This is a genomic window from Pollutimonas rozaliensis, from assembly GCF_048751585.1.
In the GTDB taxonomy this organism is placed as follows: domain Bacteria; phylum Pseudomonadota; class Gammaproteobacteria; order Burkholderiales; family Burkholderiaceae_B.
Map to the genome: position 1 here is coordinate 82,299 of NZ_JAZHOB010000009.1, position 17,366 is coordinate 99,664.

Sequence of the window (17,366 nt, forward strand, 5' to 3'; positions counted from 1 at the left end):
TCCTGGGATTATCTGGACTCCGGATGGAGTTCTTCTTTGCGCAACTGTTGCGCCAGCTCTTTGAGCCGGCCCTTCAAAATCTTGCCGGTGGCCGCGGCAGGCATGGCATCCATGACGACGATGCGGGCCGGCCTTTTATAGGGCGACAGGCGCGTCTCCAGCCAGGCATGCAAGGCCTTCAGATCGACCGGACCCGACGCCGGGTCCAGTTCCACGAAGGCCACGACCTCTTCATTGCCGTCCTCGGCCTGGCGGCCCACCACGGCGGACTGGATCACCGCCGGATGCGCGTTCAGCGCCGCCTCGACCTCGACGGGATACACATTGAATCCGGAACGGATGATCAATTCCTTCGTGCGGCCGACAAGAAACAGCGCGCCTTCGCTATCCTGGCGAACGATGTCGCCCGTGTTCAGCCAGCCGTCCTTGTCCAGGACCTGTGCCGTCAGGTCGGGATCGCGGTAATAGCCTTTCATGACATTGGGGCCGCGCACCCATAGTTCTCCGGCTTCGCCTTCTGGTATATCGGCGCCCGCCGCATCCACGATGCGGATATCGACGCCCGGAATTGCCGAACCCACCGATGTATCGCGGCGCGGCGCTTCGATGCGCGTCTGGCTGATGGTGGGCGAGCTCTCGGTCATGCCATAGCCATTGTGCAGAGGGCGCCCGAACAGGCGCTCGACCTGATCCTTCAGCGTCTGGTCCAGCGGCGATCCCCCCGCATAAATGAACCGCAGGCGGCTGTCGGCCGGGTTCCACGCGCCGAAGTTGTAATCCAGCAAGCGCGCATACATGGCGGGCACGCCCTGCACAATGGTCAAGCCCTCGTTGCGCAATGCATCGATCAATGCCCCCGGCGTATAGCGCGCAGCCAGGTACAGCGACGCCCCCGCATACAAGGTGCCCAGCGCCACCGACGCCAGGCCGAACACATGCGTGATGGGCAGCACGCCGTAGGCGCGGTCCGATGGCAGCAGGCCCCGCACCCGGCTGGACGTCGCCGCAATGAAAAGCAGGTTGCGATGCGTAAGCATGACTCCCTTGGGCTGGCCGGTGGTTCCCGTCGTGTAGATCAAAGCCGCCACCTGGTCCTTGCCATCGGCCTGGACAGGTTCGGGTATGCAGGTTTCGTCCAGCTTGCCCAGAGCGATATCGCCCACGCCCGGCAAACGGATGAGGGCGGCGCCGTGGCGGGACGCATGGGCCTGCGCCTCGGGCGAGACACCCACGGTATAGACCACGCGGCGCGGCCGGCTGTGTTCGCGTATGGCGTCCACTTCGCAATCGGACAGGCGCGCATTGACATTGACCGCCCACGCATCGATGCGCGCGGCGGCAAAGATCAACACGACCTGGGCGATGCAGTTTTCAGCCAGTATCATCAGCCTGTCGCCAGGCCGCAGTCCGCTCTCGCGCAACTGCGCAGCGGCATGATCCACCGCGTCCGCCAGTTGCCGATAAGTGAAACGCACGGTTCCTTCGGCCAAGGCCACGCGCTCTGGCGCAAGCGTCGCCCACCGCAGCGGAATATCGCTCAGGCGCTGCGGCAGGCTGGACAGCAAGGCCTCGGTTTGCGCGGACATCAGTTCCTGGCCTCCCGGATCATGTTGCGGGCGATCACCAGTTGCTGAATCTGCGTCGTTCCCTCGTAGATGCGGAACAGGCGCACATCGCGGTAAAAACGTTCGATGGAATAATCGGCCACATAGCCGGCCCCGCCATGGATCTGCACGGCCCGATCAGCCACCCGGCCGCACATCTCCGAGGCGAACAATTTGCAGCAGGATGCCTCCGTCGAAACATCGTCGCCCGCGTCGCGGCGCCGCGCCGCGTCCAGCACCATGCAGCGCGCGGCATAGATTTCGGCGCGGCTGTCGGCCAGCATGGCCTGTATCAGCTGGAACTCCGCGATCGGCTGGCCGAATTGCCGGCGCTCCATCGCATAGCGCAGGGCATCGTCCAGCATGCGCCCGGCCACCCCGACGCAGACCGCCGCAATATGCAGGCGGCCCTTGTCCAGGACCTTCATGGCCGTCTTGAACCCGACCCCCTCTTTTCCGCCTATCAGGTTGTCGGCGGACACGCGGCAATCCTGGAACACCACGTCGCAGGTATGTGCGCCGCGCTGCCCCATTTTCTTGTCCACCTTGCCCAGGGACAAGCCGGGCGCGCCCTTTTCGACGATGAATGCCGAAATGGCATTGCCGCCCTTTCCGCTGGGGTCCGTGCGTGCCATGACGGTAAAGATGTCGGCTTGCGGCGCATTGGTGATGAAGCGCTTGGTACCGTTCAACACATAGTGGTCGCCGTCGCGCACCGCCGTCGTGCGTAGCGAGGCCGCGTCCGATCCGGATTCCGGCTCGGTCAGGGCGAACGAACCGATGATCTCGCCCGAGGCCAGGCGCGGAAGGTACTTCCGCTTCTGCGCCTCGGTGCCGTCGATGACGATGCCTTGCGAACCGATGCCGTTGTTCGTCCCGATCAGGGAGCGGAAGGCCGGCGAAGTGCGCGCGATCTCGAAGGCGAAGCGCACTTCTTCTTCCATGGTCAGCGCCAGGCCGCCGTATTGCTCCGGGATGCACAGGCCGAACAAACCCAGCTCACGCATCTGCTGGACAACGCGCTCGGGCACCCGGTCGGTTTCGGCCAGCTCGTCCTCCAGCGGAATCAACTGTTCGCGCACAAAGCGCGACACGCTGTCCAGCAGCAGGCCCAGTGTTTCCTCGTCTCTGATCATTCTTTTCCCTTGTAGCCCGGCCTATGAGCGGCCCATTTGTTTTTCAACGTCCCGGACCAGCGCAACCAGGCGCGGCCCCAGGTCGGTTTCCAGCTTGTCGTGCGGCAAGAGATAAGCCGGGCCGCCGCAATTGAATGCCATCTGCTTTTCGCCGCGCACGCCGATAAGAGGCACGCCCACGGCACGGATTTCCGGCTGCCATTCGCCCAAGGCAATGCAGAACCCCAGGGTCTCGTAGTCGCGGAACGCTTTTTCCAGATCCTTCTTGATGCGCGGCCAGTTTTCCTTGTCCGCCTTCCGTATTTCGTCCAGCACTCCATCACGCTCGCCGTCCGGCATGCCGCAGATCAGCGCCTTGCCCATCGAGGTTGTGGCGATGGGAATACGCGAACCGACATCCAGCCGCAGAGTCACCCTTGCGCTGCTGCGGCAGGTCTCCACATAAATCATGCCCAGGCGGTCGCGTACGCCTATGGCGACCGACACTCGGGAATATTCGGCCAGCTCCTGCATCGCGTGGCGCGCCAGATTGCGCACATCAAGATTGGCCAGCATGGAGTAGCCCAGGCCCAGCACGCCGGAGGCGAGCATGTACTTGCCCATGGCCTCGGAATAATCCAGATAGCCCAGCTTTTTCAGGGTATGGGTCAGCCGCGACACCGTCGGCTTGGGAAAACCGGTGTCGCGCGCCAGATCGGCATTGGTCAGATACGCCTTGCCCGGCTGGAAGCAGCGCAGAATCTCCAGCCCGCGCGCAAGCGCGTTGACGAATTGGCGGTCTGTGTTCTCGCCCCCGTCGGTCATGCGTAGCTCATGACTCATCTCCATGTCCTCCCGCCCGCCGGCCGACCTGTCTGAAAGCAGGATTCAAGGCCGGTATGGCTGCGTCATTCTGTCACGGAGAAAATCAACGGGTCAAATTTTTCGAAACAACCGTTCGCTGTGCGAAACAGCAATTAGTATCGGTAGTGGCGCTGACCTTGTCCACGGTAAGATCCAGATTGGCCAAGCGGTACCGTCCGGGACAGTCGCGTAAGGCTTCCCGTCGTCCAGCCAGTGCTCGATCTCTTCATGGAATACCGGCGGCAAACCGGTCAGGAAAATGACCAGCAGGAAAACCATGCAGACCAAGTTGGACCACTTGTGTATCCAGTCCCAGGTGTGAGCTTGGCGGCCGAAGTCACGCTCCACAAGGCGTGCAAATAAGCTTGTAAGAATCCGCTTACCGGTTTCCGGTAAAGCCCAGATGATGGCTAAGCCGGGCAGCATGCTCAATAAGCGCGTGACCCAAAATCTTTTCTTGAGCAGGATCGAAACGATTCCGCGGAATGGTCAGGCAAATCGAGCCCACGACACGCCCGTTGGCTCCAAAGAAAGGAGCCCCCAGGCCCACGGAGCCAGCCACACGCTGTCCTGGCGTGAAGGCGTACCCACGCTCCCGAGTGGCGGCCAAATCCGCATACGTCCTTTCATCAATGGGCTCACCGCTGACTTGCGAAGGGCCGGAAGCCGACAGGATTTCATCGATTTCGGCTTGAGGCAGAAAGGCCAGGATACTTCGGGCGGACGCACCCCATGCCAGAGGCAAAGGGGTGTTTTCCTGGATGTCGTAACGCAGCAATTGCGTACCGTGTATTGCCTTGGCGATCGTGTAGCGCTTCTGCTGCTCAAGGTAGAGGCAGAGCATGCTGCTTTCGTTGAACCGCTGCGCCAACGACTGAAGTATGGGCTCGGCCACATCGGCAATGCTGGACGTCTGGAGTACCAGCGATGAAATCCTGACGAACTCCGCTGCGCAATAGTAGGTTTTGCTTGCCGGGTTTCGTCCAACGAGGCCTTCTTTAGTCAGCAGAGCAAGCAGGCGATGTATCGTAGAGGGCGCTAGGCCCATCTTTTCCGATAAAACGGATAGCGTCAGATCGTTGTTGCTTTCCGCCAATAAGCGCAGCAGCGCAATGACCCGCGCCACAGTGCCTAAAGATTCACCCGCCTTGCTCATGCTTCCCGCCCTCCAGTTTGGGCAAAATGATATCACTTACCAGAAGTGAATTTCATTATCTGGAATGGCGCCCAATCAAATCATTGAGGGACGGGATCCCGCCATTGCACTGCCTTGCAGGCAAGCAGTTGTGCGACATGGGTGTTGTCCAGGCCGAGCCAGGAGTCCAGTATGGCTCGGGCGTCGGCGCCCAGCTCGGGAGGGTAGCGCCCGGCCTCTTCTTCCACCCCGACGAATTTGATCGGATTTCCCACCACATCGATGGACGTGCCATCATCCTTGACCAGCTCCATGACCATGCCGCGCCCGCTTTCCCGGGCATCGGATAAGGCCTCGGGCACCGTCTTGATCAGAGCGACCGGCACGCCAGCGACCGCTAGCGGCTCGATCCAATCGGCTGCGGGCCGGGCCCGGAATGCGTTTTCAAGCAGAACCCACAGAGCTTCGCGGTTTATCAGCCTTTTGTCGCCGCTGGCGAAACGCGGGTCGGACGGCAATTCGCTCAACTCGAGCACATCGCACAGGCTGCGCCACATTCTTTCGGTATTGGCGGTGATAACCAGTTCGCGCCCATCGCCACCGACGAAGGAACGGTAGGTTGGAATAGAGTCGTGCCGCGCTGCCTGGCGCTGCGGCGTGACGCCGGCCACCAACGCATAAGTGCTTTGATAGGACAGCATCGCCAATTGGCAATCCAGCATCGCCACATCGATATGGCGGCCTTCACCGCCACGCTCACGATCGGCCAAAGCCGCATTGACGGCTATGGCGGCGTACATGCCCGCCACCATGTCTCCGGCGGGGATGCCAAGGCGGACGGCGGGGCGTCCCGGCTCCCCCGTCAAGCTCATTACGCCGGACAATGCCTGAACAATCATGTCGTACGCCGGGCGGTCCCGGAAGGGGCCATCCTGGCCGAATCCGCTGATGGAAGCCCAGATAAGGCGGGGCAGTTCCTTGCGGATTGATTCAATATCCAGCCCTATCCGGCCAGCCACGCCGGGTCGAAAGTTCTCGACCACAACATCGGATTCCGCAATCAGCTTCCGCACCAGCGCCAAGCCTTCCGGCACCTTCATGTTGACGGCTATGCTTTTTTTGTCTCGATTTATACCCAGGAAGTAGGCGCTGTCCCGGCCTACGAAATGAGGAGGAATATGGCGGCTGGAGTCTCCTTCCGGCGCCTCCAGCTTGACGACCTCCGCGCCAAGATCAGCCAGTATCTGGGTGCAGAACGGTCCGGACAAAAAAGTGGTCAAATCCAACACCCTATAGCCTGCCAAGGGCTTGCTGCCTGTAACGGTCATGTCGATGAATCCCTTACGCTGCTTCGTACAAATGAACGGTGCAAGCCCCATGATCGAGTCCGGCAATACCCCCGCCAGTGACGTGGCTGAGGCCGCGCCGCGCCCCTTCGACTTGCCGCGCTCCCGCCTGCCCGGTCAATTGCCAGTACATCTCGACGGCCTGTGCCACACCGCTGGCGCCGACCGGATGCCCCTTGGATAAAAGCCCGCCGCTGGGATTCACAACTACATCGCCTCCATACGTCGTCTTACCCGCACGCAGATAGTCGGCCGACTCGCCCGCGGGACACAAGCCCAAGGCCTCGTAGTACACCAATTCGGCTATAGAGAACGCATCATGCAATTCGACCACATCAAGATCCTTGGGGCCGAAGCCCGCTGCCTCATAGGCATCGGATGCCGAGTCGGAACTGATTTCGGGATCCAGCATATTGCGGAAACCCGCCGTGACCTGTCCCGAATGCAGCACGGATGCCGCTATGCGCACGGCCGGACCTGCCATTTTTCGCCGCGCCTTCTCGGAAACCAGCACCACGCAAGCGGCGCCATCGCCCGTCGGGCAACACTGGAGCAGCGTGAGCGGATCGCAGATGGCGCGCGACTGCAGGACTTGCTCTATGGTGACTTCGCTTCGGAATTGCGCATACGGGTTGCGCGCGCCATGATGACGGGCCTTGACGCTTACGCGGGCCAGATCATCCACCGTCGCATCCCGCTCGTGCAGATAACGGCGGGCGCGCATGGCGTATACCGCCGGCATGACTATGCCCTGCCGCACCTCCGGGTCTTCAACCACCAAGGGCAAGGTACCGCCCCCAAACTGCGTGAGCTTGTCCACCCCGATGACCAGTACGATATCGTGCCTGCCGGCCAGAATATCCTTCCAGGCCATATGCAGCGCCGTCGCGCCCCCCGAGCATGCGTTGTCCACATTGGTGACGGGAATGGAACCTATCCCAAGCTCCTTGACAATACGCTGTCCGGTCAACATGCCGCCAAAAGCGTGTCCGCACACCACGGCATCGATGGCTTTGGAATCGATCCCTGCGGAAGACAGCGCATTCAGCACCGCCGGAACAGCCAAACCGGAGTAGCTGGAGTCGCGGTGTTTTCCCATGGGTATCATTGCGGCGCCCATAATATATGCTTGACTCATTGTTGCTCTCCGGATCCAGGTTTCTTAGCGACAGGAACGACATACCAGGTGTCCCCTTCGGCTCTTAGCTGCACTGCTTGGTCGCAAGCGGCCAAGACATTGGCGTCCGCTTCCCGCACATGAGCCAAGACCCGGATTCCGTTGGGAAAGTCCACATATCCCAGCATGTAAGGCACTTCACGGGACGACGAAACATGTACGGTGGTATATGAATAGAGGACGCCATCTGGCCCAAACAGGAACGGCGCCATATCGCGCGCACCGGTCTTCAGGCAAACTTGCCTTTCGGGGAATGCCATGCTTCCCGACGAAGTGCTTCGGCTGCCGCGTAAATAGACAACACCATCCTGCAACACAAAGGAAGGCCCATCACTGTTCTTCAGGTCCTCGATCGGAAGCGCATCGCCGGCAAAGCCCGCTCCCGATGTCACCAAGGCAATATCTGCCACGTTCATAGTTGATACTCCACTTGTTCAATCGATGTATGGTTCGATAATCAGGGCCCGACCCGCGCCAATGCGCCGCCGTCCACTGGCAGATTTACTCCGGTGATGAATGCCGACAGGTCGGATGCCAGGAATAATGCTGCGTTCGCCACATCCCACGACGTCCCCATGCGGCCGCGTAGCGGCACTTGCGCATTGCGCTGGGCAACGATCTGGTCCCGCGGCCGCCCCGTCAGCGCGACCCGCGTTTCTATGGCCATTGGCGTATCGATCAAGCCTGGCAGTATCGCGTTGGCCCGGATTCCCCGTGCCGCGTATTCCACGGCGATATGCTGCGTCAGGCCCAGGACGCCCATTTTGGTGGCCTTATAGGCCACATTTGGATATATGGCCGAGACGGCTGACGAAGCCACATTGATGATCGACCCGGATTCCTGTTCGCGCATGACCGCAAGCACATGCTTGCAGGTCATGGCCATGCCGCGCAGGTTGACCGCGTACAGCCGGTCGAATGCCTCTTCGCTTATCTGCTCAATGGGCGCATCGCCTCCCGCACCGGCAATGCCGACATTGTTATGAAGAATGTCGATGCGTCCATATGCCTTGCGCGCGGTTTCGACCATTTCGACCAATGTCTGCTCGCTGGCAACGTCGGCGGCACACGGAATGGCCGCTCCGCCCTCGGCTTCGATCATGCGGACTGTTTCCAGGGCCGATTCCCGGTCCCGGTCCACCACCACCACTTTCGCTCCCTCACGCGCAAAGACGATTGCGGTGGCGCGGCCATTGCCCACCGTGGCTCCCGGAGCCTGCCCCGCACCCACCACAATGGCAACCTTGTCCTGCAAAACCTTGTGCATCGTTATTACCCTGCCCATTCAAAAATAGCCTATGCCGGGAGGGCGCGGCCCTGCGGCCGTGCCCTTGGCCGATCAACTTGGTTCAATGCCCGCGTCCTGGATAATCTTCGTCCAGCGGATCTTGTCATCGCCCACTTTCTTGGCAAAAGCTTCGCCCCCCGTGGTATCCGCTTGCGCGCCCATGGACTTGTATGCCTGGCGGACCTCTTCGCTATTGACTGTGTTTACCAAGGCTTTATAGAGGGTCTGCTCCACTTCCTTGGGCAAACCCGCGGGTGTGGCTATCCCGTACCAGATGGACATGTCGAAAGGTATGCCCACTTCCGCCAGGCTGGGCAGGTCCGGATAGGACGGGTCTCTTTCTTTCGTCGTCACCGCAATACCACGCACCTTATCGGCCCTGATCTGTGCCGACGCCGAGCCCGAGGTATCAATAGCGAACTGGACATTTCCCGCCATGAGATCGACCATCATCGGACCCGTGCCTTTGTAGGGTATGTGCAGGGCTTCCGCATTTGCGGCGGATAGAAAGGACTGGGTGGCCAGATGCAATGCCGCTCCCACGCCTGATGAACCATAGTTCAGCTTGCCTGGATTGGCCTTCAGGTAGGCCAGAAATTCCTTGACGTCCTTTACCGGCAAGTCTTTGTTGATGAGCAGGACACAAGGCACCTGCGCCAGCATCGAGACATGATCGAAATCGCGCTGGAAATCGTAGGGCAAGCCTTTGTACAGGGCGTCCGCGGAAGTGAGCGTTACGTTGGTCAACAGCAGGGTGTAGCCATCGGCTTTCGCCTTGGCAACCGTTGCCGCTCCTATCGTCCCCCCCGCCCCGCCACGGTTCTCGACCACGACAGATTGATTCAGTTCTTTTGCAAGCGACTTGGCGATCACGCGCGCCAGCATGTCGGTGGAACCGCCCGCTGCAAACGGCGCGACCAAGGTTACAGCCTTGCTGGGATAGGTATCGGCTGCGGCCTGGCCAAGCGGAAACAAGGAAAACGCCAAGGCCATGGCAGCGGCGGCCAACCTATATCGGGATATGGAGGCCGGAATAAGGCCCGTGCCCGCACAATAAGGCGGTTGCTTCTTAAATACCGTGTTCATAATGCTCCTCGTTTTTTTGGTTGATTCATTAGGGATATCGCGCACAAACTGCGGGCTGTGATATTATTTTTTCCATTAAATGGAATTAACTTCCATCTAACGTAATTTTAAGAGGGCTTACCCAACTGAGTAATACGGGATAACCCTTGGTATCATGGTATTTATTTCCCGAATCCAAGCTTGCCTGTAAAACACATGAAGCCGGCTTGTCGCCAGTCCAATAACCCAGGAGCGGAAAATGAAAGCAGCTTGTTACGATGAACGTGGAAATGCGCAAGATGTCCTGATAGTGCGGGACATGCCCAAGCCCGTTCCCGGCGATGGCGAGGTGCTGGTGCGCCTGCACGCGACCGGAGTCAACCCTTCCGACACCAAAGCCAGAGCGGGAAAGCGGTCGCGGAACGCTGCGTTCAAGACGGTCATTCCGCATCAGGATGGAGCGGGCATCATCGAGGCGGTCGGCAAAGCGGTAGACCCCGGACGGGTTGGAGAGCGCGTATGGCTGTACGAAGCCCAGCTTGGACGCCCTTTCGGCTGCGCGGCGCAATATACGTCGGTCCCGTCCGCGAACGCAGTGCCTCTTCCCGACACCACAAGTTATGAGGAAGGAGCATGCCTGGGCGTTCCAGCGATCACGGCGCACTATTGCGTAAGCGCCGACGGACCGGTACGCGGCAAGGTCATTCTTGTAACCGGCGGCGCGGGCGCGGTGGGTTTCTACGCCATTCAGTTCGCCAAGCTCGAAGGGGCCAAGGTGATAAGCACGGTACGAACCCAGGAACAAGCCCGTATCGCCGAAATGGCGGGGGCGGATCTGATTGTTTTTCGTGAGACCGACGATATCTGCTCTCGCATCGCGGAATTCACGGGCGAGCAAGACGGACGAGGCGTAGACCGCATCATCGAAGTCGCGCTTGGAGCAAACCTGGCGACAAGCGCAAGGGTGCTCAAGCGCAATGGTGTCATCGCCGCATACGCCTCTGATCGGGATCCGGCACCGGCGCTACCCTTCCATGAGCTGCTCGCCCTGAACGCCACCATACGTTGCGTACTGGTCTATTCGACGACGCAGCAGGACCATGCAAAGGCTGTCGACGCCATTACACGCGCATTAAAAGAACACAAGCTCAAGCACAATATCGGCCGGCGGTTTACCCTGGACCAGATTATCGACGCGCATCTGGCCGTGGAAGCGGGAACAGCGGGAGGGAAAGCCATCATCACTATTGAATGATGACGGCTTCTTGCCGAATCATTTTGCCGTTTTGACGCTATCCAACTTCTGCTTCAGGGCATCCAGCGGCAAGGCGCCGTTCACCCTGCTGCCGTCGGCGAAGATAATGGCAGGCGTGCCCTGCACCATCAGCTTTCTGCCCAGCGCCAGCACGGTCTTGACCGGAGTCTCGCAGTTGGCCTCGGCCGGCACCTTGCCGTCCAGCATCCAATTGCGCCAGGCGGCCGCCTGGTCCTTGGCGCACCAGATGTTGCGGGCCTTCACCGTGGAATCCGGCGACAGGATGGGGAACAGGAAGGTATATACAGTGATGTTGTCGACATCCTTCAGCGTCTGGTGCAAGCGCTTGCAGTATCCGCAGTTGGGATCTTCGAACACGGCGATCTGCCGCGATCCGTCGCCCTTGACCTGTTTGACGGCCAGTTCCAGCGGCAAGGACGAGAACGACACCTTGGACAGTTCCTCCAGGCGTTCGGCGGTAAGGTCGGTGCGCGACTTGGCGTCGATCAGGGAGCCCTGCATCAGGTAATCGACATTGGCGTCCGTATACAGCAAATCCATGCCGACCTGCACCTCGTACAGCCCGGGGAAGCGCGTGTGCTTGACCGCCACGATATCGATTCCCGGAAAGCGCTCTTCGAACGATTTGCGCACCGCTTCGGGCGTGGCAAGGTCTTTCGTGGATATCACCCGCGCCGGCGCCGCGCCTTCGTTGCCTTCGGTGGACAGCACATTGGCGGGGGCGGCCCGCTCGTTGCCTTGCGTGGACAGGACACGGGACTGAGCCATTGCCGGACTACCCATCAAGGACAAACAGGTTGTGGCGGCAATGGCCAACAAGCCCATGGAACGCAAATACATAAAAACTCCCGATTGATTCTTCAATAACTCTTAAAGCATGCCGCGCGCAAGCGACGGACTCAAATCCAGCCAAACTACCTGCCAGCCGCGCCGATCAGCAACTGCTTGATGAAGGGCAGGCGGTCGGTACAACTCATGCCGAAATTACGGGCCCATGCCACCGGAGCCCCCTGGGCGGAAAAAAGACGATGCAGGCCATCCGTCGCCGCACTCATGGCCAGTACGGCCTCGGCGCGCGCGCGCCGATAGCGATGCAATACACGCATATCGCCAGGGGCGCGGTAGTCTTCCCTGGCGGCCAGTATACGCAACAGGTCCTCGACATCGGCCAAGCCCAGGTTCAGACCCTGCCCGGCCAAGGGATGCACCCTGTGCGCGGCGTCGCCGACCAGCGCGACGCCGGGCGCCACCATGCCGCTTTTTTCCAGATAAAGCGGGAAGCCGAACAGCGGACTGCGCACGGTCAAACGGCCCAGCCGCCCGCCGCTGGCCATGGACAGCCTGGATTCGAGCCTGGCATTGCGGTCGGCTTCGGGCAGCGCCATGAGTTCTTTGGCCAGGGTCTCTGGCATGGACCACACCATGGAAACCTGATGCCCATCAGAGGTTGCGGGCAGAGGCAGCAAGGCCAGGATACTGTCGCCGGTGAACCATTGCAGGGCCGCATTCTGATGCGGCAATTCGGCATTCAGGTGAACCACCAGGCCCATGTCGCCATAAGCACGAGCAGTTTGACTGATGCCCGCCGCCTCGCGCACCGGAGAGCGCGCGCCATCGGCCCCCACCAGCAAGCCGGGCTGGAGTTTGCGGCCGCTGTCGGTCAGCACTACTCCCGAATCCAGCCGCTGGAATTTCTCGGCATGCCAGGCAACGCCGAATACCTGCACCGCCTGCTGCAGCACACGCTCCATCTCGCTGGACTCGACGATCCAGGCCAAGGCGTCCTGCGCCGTCTGCCAGGCATTCAAGTGCAATACGCCGCTGCCGTCGCCATAGACCTCCATGGCCTCCACTGCCGTGATCCGGCCCGGATCCATCATGCCCCACACGCCCAGTCCGGACAGGAAAGCCTGGCTGGATGCCGATATGGCATACACCCGCGGGCAGTAAAGATCGGATGCCTGAGCCTGGGCCGCCGTGCGCGGGCCCAACAGGGTCACATCGATGCCTGCCTTGGCCAAACCCAGCGCGGCGGAAAGCCCGGCAATGCCGGTGCCGCATACCAGAACGGATTCCTTGTTCATCGCGCCGAGGGAGCCCCCGCCTGTTTAGGCCATAGCAGCCACGTTTCGCCCTGCTGTTTCATGCGGCCCGCCATGGCGCCGGCCTCGTCGCCGAAACCCCAATAAAAATCGGTGCGTCCCGCGCCTTTGATGGCCGCGCCGGTATCTTGGGCAAACACCAGCCGCCGCAAGGGCTGGCTGGACGCCGGATACGTCGTGGACAGGAACACGGGGCTGCCCAGCGGCACAAAGGTGGTGTCGACCGCAACCGAGCGCTGGCCAATCAGCGGGATGCCATAGGCGCCTTTCGGACCCAGCTCGGGATCGACCACCGCCTCTTCGTTAAAAAACACCATGGCGGGATTGGCGTTAAGCATTTCCTGGACGCGCGAAGGGTTGTTCCGGGCCCAGGCCTTGATGTTTTGCATGGACGCCTTGGCCAGGGGCAGTTCGCCTTTCTTGGCCAGCCATTGGCCTATGGACACATAAGGCCTTCCATTATGGTCGGCGTAGGCCAGACGGACCACGGAGCCGTCTGGAAGCTGCGCCCGTCCCGAGCCCTGTATCTGCAGGAAGAAGGCCTCGACCGGGTCACTGGCCCAGACGATGGCGGGCGGCTGCCGCGATTCGGATGCGGCGATTTCGGCACGGGTATCATAGGGCACCACCCGTTTCCCCACCAGTTTGCCGCGCACCCGTTTGCCGGCCAGTTCGGGGTAGACCGTGCCCAGGTCGATGGTAAGCAAGTCGGTGGGCGCCGCATACAAGGGCCACTGGTATTCCCCTTCGCGTGTGCGCGAGGCATGCACAAGGGGTTCGTAGTAGCCGGTAACCGTGCTGCGGGCCGTCTTGCCGGACGCATCCAGCAATTGCCAGGGCTGTAAATGAGCTTGCAGAAACTGCCGCAAGGCGGGAACGCCGGGATTGCCGGCGGCAAGCCCCGATTGAACCGCCGCCGCGCAAACAGGCTGCCAGGCGCGCGGCGTGGCGCGCGCCTGCATGGCCAGCGAGCCTGAGACCGGCCGCATCAGGCCCTTGCAGTTATTGACGAAGGCTTTCCAGACATGCGCCAGGTCGTCGTCCTCCCACCCCGGCAAGGATGCCCAGGACACCTGCCGGAATTTTCCCGCCAGCGCCCGGGCGGGAGTGTCCCGCATGGACCCCAGCGCCGGCACGCGCAACGGCTGCTCGGCAATATTGACGGTCTGTCCCGATGGAGCTTCAGCACCCGTACCGGGAGCAGGGGTCAAGGGGACGGTGCTGCATGCTGCCAGCAAGGCCAGCAGGCATGAAGAAAGCAGGATTCGTTTCATAAAGTTGGGTAGCGTGGGTTCAATGCAAGGTACGAGGCATGGCCAGAACGAACTCCTGGATGGGAACCTCGAAGGGAACGCCGTTTTCGCCGACGCAATGGTACGCGCCGCGCATGGTGCCCACCGGCGTGGGCAAAGGACAGCCGCTGGTGTATTCGAACGACTCACCCGGCCCCAGCAAAGGCTGCTGCCCCACCACCCCCAAACCACGAACTTCCTGTGTATGCTGCTTGCCATCGGTAATGATCCAATGGCGGCTGATCACTTGAGCGGCGTGCTGGCCATTATTGGTAATGCGCACGGTATAGGCAAACACGAACTGCTGTTCGTTGGGCTCGGATTGTTCCGGCAGGTATTGGGGCGTGACGGTCACCGCGATGTCATAGGGTTTCATGTCCAGTTCCAAATTAAATGATTCCGCTGTATTTAAAAGGAAAGTCAGCACTTACCTGCAATAATGACATATTCGCAGCTTTGGTTCTTGCCCACTTTGCACCTTGAAACTCACGACCATGACAACTACCCAGCCCACCCGTATCGCCCCCAGCCTGCTGGCCGCTGACTTTGCCCGTTTGGGAGAAGAAGTAAAAAACGTTGTCGCCGCCGGCGCCGACTGGATTCATTTCGATGTCATGGACAACCATTACGTGCCCAACCTGACCATCGGGCCCATGGTGTGCGAAGCCCTGCGGCCGCATACCGATGCTCCGATAGATGTACATCTTATGGTCGAGCCGGTCGACGCCATTATCCCGCAATTCGCCCAGGCAGGTGCCAATATTATTACTTTTCACCCGGAAGCCTCGCGCCACGTGGACCGCAGCCTTTCCCTGATCAAGGAGCATGGCTGCCGGGCGGGGCTGGTCTTCAACCCGGCCACCTCACTGGACTGGATGGACTACGTCATGGACAAGCTGGATGTCGTCCTGCTCATGTCCGTCAATCCCGGCTTCGGCGGCCAGCGCTTCATTCCCGGCACGCTGGCCAAGCTGACCCAGGCGCGGCGCAAGATCGATGCATGGATGAACGCCGGTGGCCAGCCCATTGCGCTGGAAGTCGATGGCGGGGTGAAGGTCGACAATATCGCGGCCATACGCGCGGCCGGCGCCGACACCTTCGTTGCCGGCTCGGCCATATTCAGCCAGCCCGACTACAAAACCGTCATCGACGCATTGCGCGGCGAAATCCTCAAGGGCGAATCGCTGTCGGCCTGATCCACCCCAGCGCTGCCCTTTCCATAGGCAATCTGGGCATCAAGCCGCCCTCAGGGACGGACGTGGCCGTCAATTCAAGCGGAGTCATCGTTGGGCGCGGCTTGTGCAACGATGTCGTAGGCGGCCCGCAGCAGTGAGCGCTGCTCGACGAACAAGGAATTGCCGGATATCTTCTTGGCTTCCGACTTGGCCTGGGCGGCGAACTCGGCGATCTGATAGCTGGAATAAGGCAAGGCCGTATCCACCTGCACCACACCCATCGAAAAACTGACCAGCGGGTGGAAAACCTCGGCGCCCTGCCGATTCTCCGTCACGTATCCGCCGGCAGCCAGATGCTCGGACTTGTACAAATGAGAGGTCGCGGAAGCGAATTGATCCAGCAGCTTTCCGCAGCGTTCGCGCCAATCCGTGCTTTTGAACACCACGATGAAATCGTCGCCGCCGATATGGCCTACAAAATCCAGAGCCGGATCGGCATGCTCGCGCAACAGCTTGGCGGTGATCTGTATGACCTCGTCGCCCTTACGGTAGCTGTATAAATCATTGAAGGGCTTGAAATGATCCAGATCGCCGTAACAGACGGCAAAGGGCTCTTCATTGAGCAGCAGGGTTTCGATATGCTCGTTGATGGGCACATTGCCGGGCAATTGCGTCAGCGGATTGGCGTAGCGCGCCGCATGGATCTGCATCTGGGTAATCTCGCGTATCAGATCGAAACCCGTACCCACCCCGATAAACTGGCCGCCCTCGGTAATGATGAAACCATCCGATAGATGATGCGGATCGGCTTCGGTGATCAGGTTGCCCAGGTCCTGCAAGCTGGTCTTGTGATCGACGATAAGCGGCGCATTCTCGATGAATTGGGCGCAGGGCTTGGTTCCGTACAATTCGCGGTGATAAGGCCGAGCCAACCGGTCGAGCATGCGCAGGCGCTGTATAAGGCCTATGGGGACGCCATCGCGCAGCACCGCGAGCACATTCAGATCGGCCTGCTTCTGGAAAATATCGTAGACATCGTTGGTGGCGGTGGAATCCGCGACCGCGGGCACAGCCCGCAAGATCTTGCGAACGGTTGCCACGCTTCTATAGGCTTCATTCATGGGGGGTCGCTTGGGATGGGCGCCCTTGCCGAACAGCCGCAGTGTTTCGGGCGGCAGCACCGAAACCGGAGGCATGGCCGGCCTGGCAAGCAGGTAGCCCTGGCCGTATTGGATGCCCAGGCTGCGTACCGCATGCAGCTCCGCTTCGGTTTCGATGCCTTCGGCAATGACGCTGGACTTCGATTGCTGGGCAATCTCGGAAATGGATCGCACAAATTGGCGCTTGACCGCGTCCTTGTCGATGCCCTGCACAAAATACTTGTCTATCTTGACGTATTCAGGTCGCAGCTCCGACCATAGGCGCAGGCTGGAAAACCCCTCGCCCAGATCATCGATGGCAATCTGCAGGCCAAAGCCCCGATAGTCCGATGCGGCTTCCCTGAGCCGGGGATAATTGGATGTGGAATCGGACTCGGTCAGCTCGATCACGATGTTTTCAGGAGCTATTCCGGCCAAGGCCGGCGTGAGCAACGACGCGCCCGACTCGATCGCCGGCATCAGCAGGACGTCGGGGCTCATGTTCAGAAAAAGCTTGCCGGACAAGCCCATCTGGACAAATTTTTCGATATGGACCTTCCGGCACAAACGCTCGAGCTCCACCGTTTCGCCGCACAGGCGCGCCACGTTGAACAAGGTGGTGGGCACATGCAAGGGGGAATCGGACGGGCCGCGTATCAGGCCCTCGTACCCCAGAATTTCCCCGGATTGCAAGTCGACGATAGGCTGATACAAGGGTGTCAAAGCCACCTCTTGCAAAACCTTGCGAAAGCTCGCCAGCATTTTCATATTCTCGCCATGCGTCGACC

16 protein-coding genes and 1 pseudogene are annotated in these 17,366 nt (G+C 60.5%); 2 read left to right on the top strand and 15 right to left on the bottom strand.

Features of this window, described 5'->3' with window-relative positions:
- Nucleotides 1-8 precede the first annotated feature (8 nt).
- The 10 genes and pseudogenes from V0R37_RS17145 to V0R37_RS17190 all read right to left on the bottom strand — a co-directional run bounded on the left by V0R37_RS17145 (nt 9) and on the right by V0R37_RS17190 (nt 9,615).
- Nucleotides 9-1,586: a class I adenylate-forming enzyme family protein gene (locus V0R37_RS17145; protein ID WP_420375676.1), complete on the bottom strand. Its 1,578-nt coding sequence runs from the start codon at nt 1,584-1,586 to the stop codon at nt 9-11.
- On the bottom strand, nt 1,586-2,740 hold the full coding sequence (locus V0R37_RS17150) for an acyl-CoA dehydrogenase family protein (protein WP_420375677.1): 1,155 nt from the start codon (nt 2,738-2,740) through the stop codon (nt 1,586-1,588). Before V0R37_RS17150 ends, V0R37_RS17145 begins: the two co-directional genes overlap by 1 nt.
- A 21-nt stretch (nt 2,741-2,761) precedes the next feature.
- Nucleotides 2,762-3,562 carry an IclR family transcriptional regulator gene (locus tag V0R37_RS17155; protein ID WP_420375678.1) on the bottom strand — a complete coding sequence of 267 codons (801 nt, stop codon included), beginning with the start codon at nt 3,560-3,562 and terminating at the stop codon, nt 2,762-2,764.
- 189 nt (nt 3,563-3,751) lie between these two features.
- A pseudogene (locus tag V0R37_RS17160) lies at nt 3,752-3,931 on the bottom strand (PepSY domain-containing protein); the annotation flags it as partial.
- A 31-nt stretch (nt 3,932-3,962) separates the two neighbouring features.
- Nucleotides 3,963-4,739, bottom strand: coding sequence for an IclR family transcriptional regulator (locus tag V0R37_RS17165; RefSeq protein ID WP_420375679.1), 777 nt, complete (start codon nt 4,737-4,739; stop codon nt 3,963-3,965).
- Nucleotides 4,740-4,819: 80 nt separating this feature from the next.
- Nucleotides 4,820-6,046: a CaiB/BaiF CoA transferase family protein gene (locus V0R37_RS17170; RefSeq protein ID WP_420375680.1), complete on the bottom strand. Its 1,227-nt coding sequence runs from the start codon at nt 6,044-6,046 to the stop codon at nt 4,820-4,822.
- 13 nt (nt 6,047-6,059) lie between these two features.
- Entirely contained in the window at nt 6,060-7,202 is a 1,143-nt protein-coding gene (locus V0R37_RS17175; protein WP_420375681.1) for a thiolase family protein, read from the bottom strand.
- Nucleotides 7,199-7,657, bottom strand: coding sequence for a Zn-ribbon domain-containing OB-fold protein (locus tag V0R37_RS17180; protein WP_420375682.1), 459 nt, complete (start codon nt 7,655-7,657; stop codon nt 7,199-7,201). Before V0R37_RS17180 ends, V0R37_RS17175 begins: the two co-directional genes overlap by 4 nt.
- Nucleotides 7,658-7,698: 41 nt before the next feature.
- Nucleotides 7,699-8,508, bottom strand: coding sequence for an SDR family NAD(P)-dependent oxidoreductase (locus V0R37_RS17185; RefSeq protein ID WP_420375683.1), 810 nt, complete (start codon nt 8,506-8,508; stop codon nt 7,699-7,701).
- A gap of 72 nt (nt 8,509-8,580) precedes the next feature.
- Nucleotides 8,581-9,615, bottom strand: coding sequence for a Bug family tripartite tricarboxylate transporter substrate binding protein (locus V0R37_RS17190; protein ID WP_420375684.1), 1,035 nt, complete (start codon nt 9,613-9,615; stop codon nt 8,581-8,583).
- Nucleotides 9,616-9,853: 238 nt separating this feature from the next.
- Between V0R37_RS17190 and V0R37_RS17195 the strand changes: the two genes are divergently transcribed.
- The gene (locus V0R37_RS17195; protein ID WP_420375685.1) at nt 9,854-10,849 is read left to right on the top strand and encodes an NADPH:quinone reductase; all 996 of its coding nucleotides are present in this window, start codon (nt 9,854-9,856) and stop codon (nt 10,847-10,849) included.
- Nucleotides 10,850-10,867: 18 nt separating this feature from the next.
- Here V0R37_RS17195 and V0R37_RS17200 read toward each other — a convergent pair whose 3' ends face one another.
- From V0R37_RS17200 to apaG, 4 genes are all read right to left on the bottom strand, one after another.
- Nucleotides 10,868-11,710: a DsbC family protein gene (locus V0R37_RS17200; RefSeq protein WP_420375686.1), complete on the bottom strand. Its 843-nt coding sequence runs from the start codon at nt 11,708-11,710 to the stop codon at nt 10,868-10,870.
- A gap of 74 nt (nt 11,711-11,784) precedes the next feature.
- Nucleotides 11,785-12,954 carry an FAD-dependent monooxygenase gene (locus V0R37_RS17205; protein ID WP_420375687.1) on the bottom strand — a complete coding sequence of 390 codons (1,170 nt, stop codon included), beginning with the start codon at nt 12,952-12,954 and terminating at the stop codon, nt 11,785-11,787.
- A complete protein-coding gene (gene mltA / locus V0R37_RS17210) occupies nt 12,951-14,246 on the bottom strand; it encodes a murein transglycosylase A (protein ID WP_420375688.1) in 1,296 nt (431 codons plus the stop codon). Before mltA ends, V0R37_RS17205 begins: the two co-directional genes overlap by 4 nt.
- A gap of 19 nt (nt 14,247-14,265) precedes the next feature.
- On the bottom strand, nt 14,266-14,640 hold the full coding sequence (apaG, locus tag V0R37_RS17215) for a Co2+/Mg2+ efflux protein ApaG (RefSeq protein ID WP_420375689.1): 375 nt from the start codon (nt 14,638-14,640) through the stop codon (nt 14,266-14,268).
- 118 nt (nt 14,641-14,758) lie between these two features.
- Here apaG and rpe point away from each other — a divergent pair, with 118 nt between their 5' ends.
- Nucleotides 14,759-15,460, top strand: a complete 702-nt coding sequence (gene rpe, locus V0R37_RS17220; RefSeq protein ID WP_420375690.1) for a ribulose-phosphate 3-epimerase — start codon at nt 14,759-14,761, stop codon at nt 15,458-15,460.
- A gap of 74 nt (nt 15,461-15,534) precedes the next feature.
- Here the strand turns inward: rpe and V0R37_RS17225 are convergent, their stop codons facing one another.
- Nucleotides 15,535-17,346 carry a GGDEF domain-containing protein gene (locus tag V0R37_RS17225; protein WP_420375691.1) on the bottom strand — a complete coding sequence of 604 codons (1,812 nt, stop codon included), beginning with the start codon at nt 17,344-17,346 and terminating at the stop codon, nt 15,535-15,537.
- Nucleotides 17,347-17,366: the final 20 nt, after the last annotated feature.

What these genes read in the sequence shown, in the direction of transcription:
- V0R37_RS17145 (WP_420375676.1), bottom strand. Translation starts at nt 1,586, where the DNA reads ATGTCCGCGCAAACCGAGGCCTTGCTGTCCAGCCTGCCGCAGCGCCTG.
- V0R37_RS17150 (WP_420375677.1), bottom strand. Translation starts at nt 2,740, where the DNA reads ATGATCAGAGACGAGGAAACACTGGGCCTGCTGCTGGACAGCGTGTCG.
- V0R37_RS17155 (WP_420375678.1), bottom strand. Translation starts at nt 3,562, where the DNA reads ATGAGTCATGAGCTACGCATGACCGACGGGGGCGAGAACACAGACCGC.
- V0R37_RS17165 (WP_420375679.1), bottom strand. Translation starts at nt 4,739, where the DNA reads ATGAGCAAGGCGGGTGAATCTTTAGGCACTGTGGCGCGGGTCATTGCG.
- V0R37_RS17170 (WP_420375680.1), bottom strand. Translation starts at nt 6,046, where the DNA reads ATGACCGTTACAGGCAGCAAGCCCTTGGCAGGCTATAGGGTGTTGGAT.
- V0R37_RS17175 (WP_420375681.1), bottom strand. Translation starts at nt 7,202, where the DNA reads ATGAGTCAAGCATATATTATGGGCGCCGCAATGATACCCATGGGAAAA.
- V0R37_RS17180 (WP_420375682.1), bottom strand. Translation starts at nt 7,657, where the DNA reads ATGAACGTGGCAGATATTGCCTTGGTGACATCGGGAGCGGGCTTTGCC.
- V0R37_RS17185 (WP_420375683.1), bottom strand. Translation starts at nt 8,508, where the DNA reads ATGCACAAGGTTTTGCAGGACAAGGTTGCCATTGTGGTGGGTGCGGGG.
- V0R37_RS17190 (WP_420375684.1), bottom strand. Translation starts at nt 9,615, where the DNA reads ATGAACACGGTATTTAAGAAGCAACCGCCTTATTGTGCGGGCACGGGC.
- V0R37_RS17195 (WP_420375685.1), top strand. Translation starts at nt 9,854, where the DNA reads ATGAAAGCAGCTTGTTACGATGAACGTGGAAATGCGCAAGATGTCCTG.
- V0R37_RS17200 (WP_420375686.1), bottom strand. Translation starts at nt 11,710, where the DNA reads ATGTATTTGCGTTCCATGGGCTTGTTGGCCATTGCCGCCACAACCTGT.
- V0R37_RS17205 (WP_420375687.1), bottom strand. Translation starts at nt 12,954, where the DNA reads ATGAACAAGGAATCCGTTCTGGTATGCGGCACCGGCATTGCCGGGCTT.
- mltA (WP_420375688.1), bottom strand. Translation starts at nt 14,246, where the DNA reads ATGAAACGAATCCTGCTTTCTTCATGCCTGCTGGCCTTGCTGGCAGCA.
- apaG (WP_420375689.1), bottom strand. Translation starts at nt 14,640, where the DNA reads ATGAAACCCTATGACATCGCGGTGACCGTCACGCCCCAATACCTGCCG.
- rpe (WP_420375690.1), top strand. Translation starts at nt 14,759, where the DNA reads ATGACAACTACCCAGCCCACCCGTATCGCCCCCAGCCTGCTGGCCGCT.
- V0R37_RS17225 (WP_420375691.1), bottom strand. Translation starts at nt 17,346, where the DNA reads ATGAAAATGCTGGCGAGCTTTCGCAAGGTTTTGCAAGAGGTGGCTTTG.